This window comes from Mesorhizobium sp. M7A.F.Ca.CA.002.15.2.1, assembly GCF_003998715.1.
Lineage (GTDB): Bacteria > Pseudomonadota > Alphaproteobacteria > Rhizobiales > Rhizobiaceae > Mesorhizobium > Mesorhizobium ciceri.
This window is the reverse complement of record NZ_RZPI01000368.1, coordinates 1-5,553: the sequence shown is the minus strand read 5'-3', so window position 1 is coordinate 5,553 and position 5,553 is coordinate 1. Positions and strand designations below refer to the sequence as shown.

Sequence of the window (5,553 nt, the reverse complement as noted above, 5' to 3'; positions counted from 1 at the left end):
GACTATAACGGCGCCATACAGGAAGGCTTCGGCCGGCTGCAGATGACAATTGCCAACGGCCGCCGCTGCTCGACCGCAACCGCCTATCTGCGGCCCGCCATGCGGCGCGGCAATGTCAAGGTGCTGACCGGCGCGATGGCGACGAAGATCCTGCTCAGGGATGGCCGCGCAGCCGGCATTGCCTACACCAGAGGCGGGGCGAGCCATGAAGTTCTGGCGCGGCGCGAAGTTCTGCTTGCCGGCGGCGTCATCAACACGCCGCAGCTGATGATGCTGTCAGGCATAGGCGACAGCGGCGAGCTGGCGGCGCATGGCATCGAGACGAAGGTCGATCGTGCGCAAGTCGGCAAGAATCTGCAGGACCACGTTTCGGTTATCGTGATGTATCGGCGCAAACAGCCTGGACCGTTTCTCAAGATGATGCGGGCCGATCGTATCGGGCTGGATTTCGTCAGGACTTATCTCACCGGAAAGGGCTTTTCGGGAGATGTGCCTGGCGGCGTCGTGGCATTCCTGAAAAGCGACACAAGCCGGCCGTTGCCGGACGTACAGCTGCTTTTCACCGCCGCGCCGCTTGGGGCATGGCCTTACATGTCGCCGTTCAAGGCGCCGTTCGCCGACGGCTTTGCGACCCGTATCGTTGCGGTGCAGCCGGAGAGCCGCGGCAGCGTCAAGCTGGCGTCGAGCGATCCGGTTGCCGCGCCCCTGATCCATCAGAATTTCCTGTCCTCGCAGCGCGACTGGCAGTCGCTTCGCGCCGGCTTTCGTGTTGCACGCAACCTTGCCAGCCAGCCGTCCATGGCTCCGTTCGTCGGCGCGGAGTTCTTCCCCGGCCCGAAATGCGAGAGCGACGAAGAGATCGACGAGCACATCCGCAAGACCTCGATCACCGTGCATCATCCGGCCGGCACGTGCCGCATGGGCGTCGATGCGGCATCGGTGGTCGATCCGGAATTGCGGGTGCGCGGCATTGCCGGGCTTCGTGTCGTGGACGCCTCGGTCATGCCCGACCTCGTTTGCGGCAACATCAATGCGGCGGTCATCATGATCGCCGAAAAGGCCGCGGATCTGATCCGCAGCCGCGCTCAACAGAGCGTGGCTGCCTGATAAGGCGGCCGGAATACAACCAAAGTCTTTTGGTTGAGACTGAAAAACTGCGTTGGTTGGACTGTCATGCGCGCCAGCATGGCCGTGACGAAGCGGTTTCACGCCCTGATTGTGAGCTGAATTCCGTGCATTTCTAGGCTGTTTCTGCCTATTTCTGGGCATTTGCCACTCAAAAATGCACCTCAACCAAAAACTTATAAGATTCGCAATTTGGGTATTGTCGAGCAAAACCAATGCGAATACGGTTGAGTTGGTTAGAAGTATTTTCTTCGTGACGAGAGGTGTCCGATATGTCCCTGGCGCAACCAGCTAACGATGTGCTCACCAACAAGAAGGCGGCACTCAAGGGCCTCTACGACGCCCTCTACGCAAAGAACATGTTTCCGTTCTGGGCGACGTCGGAAGGCGTCGACCATGACGAGATCAAGCAGTTGATGGCGACGTCGAAAGCCGTTCCCTTCGTGTGGTCCTATTCGGACATCGAGCCCCTGCTCCAGCGCGCCGCCGAACTGGTGACCATGGACGACAGCGAGCGCCGTTCGCTGATCCTCGTCAATCCCGGTCTTGCACCCAAGCGTGCATCGGTCAGCACCATGTACACCGCCTACCGCTTGAACGATCCCGACGAGATCATGCCGCCGCACAAGCACTCGCCGAGCGCCATCCGCTTCGGCCTGACGGGCAAGGGCAATTTCACCGGCGTCGAGGGCGAAGACGTGGTCTTCGGCCCGGGCGACATGGTGCTGACGCCCAACGACGCCTGGCACAATCATGGCACCGTTGGCGGCGAGCAGGCGGTCAACCTGTCGGTGCTCGACCTGCCGCTGGTCGAAACGCTGCATGCCGTCCATTTCGATCACAAATACACGGAGATGGTCGACGGCAAGGAAGTCGAGAAGAAGGTGCAGACCGCCCGCTACCCCAGCGACTACTCACAGCGCATCTATGGCGAAGGCGGCCTGATGCCGCGTTTCGTCGACCACAAGCGCGGCGGCGGCCTGTCGTCGCCGATGTATGTCTATCGCTGGGAGAAGATGGAAGCGGTTCTCGACGCCCACAAGGATTGGGATGGCGACCCCCATGAAGGCATCGTCATCGACTATGTCGATCCGACGACCGGCGGACCCGTCTTCCACACCATCAATTTCTACGTGCAGATGCTGCGCCCCGGCGAGAAGACCTTGCCGCAGCGCGAGACCGCCAGCCTGCTCTTGGCGCCGTTCCGCGGCAACGGCCATTCGATCATCGACGGCAAACGCTATGACTGGAACCAGTTCGACACCATCGCCATACCCGGCGGTTCCTGGGTCGAGCATGTCAACGGCTCGTCGAGCGAGCCGGTGATCTTCTTCGGCGCCACCGATGCGCCGACGCAGAAGGCGCTGCTCCTCTACAAGCGCTGGGGCCGCAACCAGGCCGGCGATCTGCTCCGTCTCGTCTAGTTCCGGTCCTCCGGCAGGCAATGTCCACGCCGCCATTGGCGGCGTGGACATCGAAATGGAATTTCAGCAGCAAGGGCGTATGCATTTGGTTTCGGCGTTCAACACAAAGCAGATCGGCCATGTCGACTGCCCAGGCGGCGGTCAGGTCTGGGTCGACGGCAACATCCTTTATATCGGCCACATGCGGCCGCCGAGCGGCACGACGCTGGTCGACATTTCCGACCCGCGCAATCCGCGCAAAATTACGACGATCGATGTCCCGCCCGGTTGGCACTCGCACAAGGTGCGCGCCAAGGACGGACTGATGATCATCAACCACGAGCGCTTTGGCGACGCCGGCCCGGCTGATTTCGGCGGCGGACTGGCGCTCTACGACACCACCAAGCCGGCACAGCCGAAGCTCATCTCGAAATGGATAACCGGCGGCAAGGGCGTCCACCGCTACGACTTCGACGGCCGTTACGCCTACATATCGCCGACCGCCGACGGTTATGTCGGCAACATCGTGATGATCCTCGACCTGATCGATCCCGCGAAGCCGGTCGAGGTCGGACGCTGGTGGATACCGGGCCAGTGGACCGGGGGCGGCGAAGAGTATCCTTGGCACGACTATGTCACGCCGCGCTGTCACCATCCGCTGCGAATGGGCGACAGGCTCTATGTCAGCTACTGGCATCATGGCTTGTTCATCCTCGACATTTCGGACATCACCAAGCCGAAGCTGGTCTCGCACGTCAATTCGAGCCCGAGCTTTCCGCATCCCACGCACACCTGCCTGCCGATTCCACAGCCGCTCAAAGGCCGCAACATCATGGTGGTGGCGGACGAGGATGTCGCCAAGCTTCGGCCATCGCCGCCGGCCTTCACCTGGATTTACGACATCACTGATGAGACCAACCCGTTGCCGATCTCGACCTTCCAGGTGCCAGGCCTCGACACGGACGGTTCACCGCAGCCTCAGATGACCGGCTGCCATCAGCCTTCCGAGCGGTTCAATGGAACCGTCATTCCGTTTGCGTGGTTCGCGCAGGGGCTGCGCCTCGTCGACATCGCCGATCCGTTCGCGCCAAAGGAAGTCGGTCATTTCATGCCCGACGCGCCGGAGGGCGCGGAGCGTTCCTCGTCCAACGACGTGACCATCGACGACCGCGGCATCGTCTACCTGATCGATCGCATCCGCGGCGTCGACATCATCGAAACCAGCGTTCTCTAGGGGGATATGTTGAGCGACAGCACGCGAAAATCCGCCAGCCACTACGCCATCGGCAACAAGAACCCGAACCTGCCGTTTCATCCGGCGGTGCGTGCCGGCGATTTCATCTTCGTCTCGGGCCAGGTGCCGAAAGACGAGAATAACAACATGATCAGCGGCACGATCGAAGAAGAGACGCTGGCGACGCTGAAGACCATCGCGCGCGTCATCGCGCATGAAGGCGCGACGCTGTCGGATGTCGTGCGGATCACCACCTATCTCGAGGATACGCGCGATTTCGGCCGCTACAACAAGGCGTTCCTCGAAGGGATCGGCGACGCCGTTCTGGCGCGCACGACCGTCGAGGCAAAAGCGGTCATCAACACCAAGATCGAAATGGACGCCATCGTCTACAAGCCGCTGCCGGCGAGCAAGTAGGCCCTGGACACTAGCGAGGAGAAGACATGTACAAGCTGTTAGGCCGCCAGACATCAGGCAACGTCCAGAAGGTGCTCTTCATGCTCGAAGAGTTGGGAGCGTCCTACAAGCGCGAGGATTATGGCCGCCAGTTCGAGAACACGCAGACGGCGGAATACAAGGCGCTCAACCCGACCTCCAAGGTGCCGACGCTGGTCGACGGCGACACCGTGATCTGGGAGTCCAACACCATCCTGCGCTATCTCGCGGCATTCGGCGGCGAACAGTTGAATGGCGCCACGCCGGCGGAAAAGACCGAGGTCGAGCGCTGGATGGACTTCCTGCTGGCGGCAGTCAATCCGGGCTACCTGGCGGCCTTCAAGGGCGCCAAGCTCACGCCCGAGGAACAGACCGCCGAATACAAGGAACAAGTGAAGGACCTTGTCGCGCAGCTCAAGATCGTCGACGGCCACCTGGCCGGCAAGGACTTCCTGGCGCTCGGCAAGCTGACCCTTGCCGACATTGCCTGCGCGCCGATCCTGAAGCGCTGCGTCGACTTCAAGATCGACCGGCCGTCAATGCCCAATCTGGAGCGCTGGGTGGCCGCGATCGCCGCTCGGCCGGCCTTCAAGGCGGCAACCACTGCTGCTCCCGCAAAGGCCGCATGATGATCAAGCGCGCCGCTCTCATCGGACTGGGAACGATGGGTCCAGGCATCGCCGCGCGGCTTTCGCGCGGCGGGCTCGATGTGACGGCGTATGACGTTTCGCCAGGGGCAATCGAGCGCGCCCGCGGCATGCTCGATCTTGCCGGCGGCGTGCTCGACCGTCTCGACATCGAGGCGCCCGGGACTGGTGCCGGCAAAGTGCGTTTCGTCGAGACGATCGCCGAGGCCGTCGATGGCGCCGAACTGGTGATCGAGAACGTGCCCGAGAATATCGACATCAAGGCGCAGACCTATCGTGACATCGATCCGCTGATCGGCCCGTCCGTCATCGTCGCGTCCGACACGTCGGGCATTCCGATCACCAAGCTGCAGGCGCATATCTCGCATCCCGAGCGGATGGTCGGCATGCACTGGTCGAACCCGCCGCACATCATCCCGATGATCGAGGTGATCGGCGGCGAGAAGACCGCGCCTGAAACCGTGGCTGTTATCCGCGATCTCATCCGCTCGATCGGCCTGCTGCCGGTGGTGGTGAAGAAGGACGTTCCAGGCTTCGTCGAGAACCGCGTGCTCTATGCGCTGCTGCGCGAGGCGGTCGATCTTGTCGAGCGCGGCGTCATCGAGCCGGAAGACCTGGACACCTGCGTGTCGTGGGGCATCGGCTACAAGATCGCCGTCATCGGCCCGATGGCGCTGCTCGATATGGCGGGGCTGGGTATTTTCAAAAC

6 protein-coding genes are annotated in these 5,553 nt (G+C 62.0%); all 6 read left to right on the top strand.

The window, feature by feature from the left end; all coding sequences use genetic code 11:
• Positions 1–1,107: GMC oxidoreductase (locus tag ENZ74_RS19960; RefSeq protein ID WP_127312944.1), on the top strand; the 1,107-nt coding region annotated here is incomplete at its 5' end.
• Positions 1,108–1,397: 290 nt separating this feature from the next.
• Positions 1,398–2,549, top strand: coding sequence for a cupin domain-containing protein (locus ENZ74_RS19955; protein ID WP_024505127.1), 1,152 nt, complete (start codon positions 1,398–1,400; stop codon positions 2,547–2,549).
• Positions 2,550–2,604: 55 nt separating this feature from the next.
• Positions 2,605–3,762, top strand: coding sequence for a hypothetical protein (locus ENZ74_RS19950; protein ID WP_013529859.1), 1,158 nt, complete (start codon positions 2,605–2,607; stop codon positions 3,760–3,762).
• A 6-nt stretch (positions 3,763–3,768) separates the two neighbouring features.
• On the top strand, positions 3,769–4,179 hold the full coding sequence (locus tag ENZ74_RS19945) for a RidA family protein (protein ID WP_013529860.1): 411 nt from the start codon (positions 3,769–3,771) through the stop codon (positions 4,177–4,179).
• A 26-nt stretch (positions 4,180–4,205) separates the two neighbouring features.
• A complete protein-coding gene (locus tag ENZ74_RS19940; RefSeq protein ID WP_013529861.1) occupies positions 4,206–4,826 on the top strand; it encodes a glutathione S-transferase family protein in 621 nt (206 codons plus the stop codon).
• On the top strand, positions 4,826–5,553 hold a 728-nt coding region (locus tag ENZ74_RS19935), incomplete at its 3' end, for a 3-hydroxyacyl-CoA dehydrogenase NAD-binding domain-containing protein (protein WP_127312943.1). The genes ENZ74_RS19940 and ENZ74_RS19935, both read left to right, overlap by 1 nt.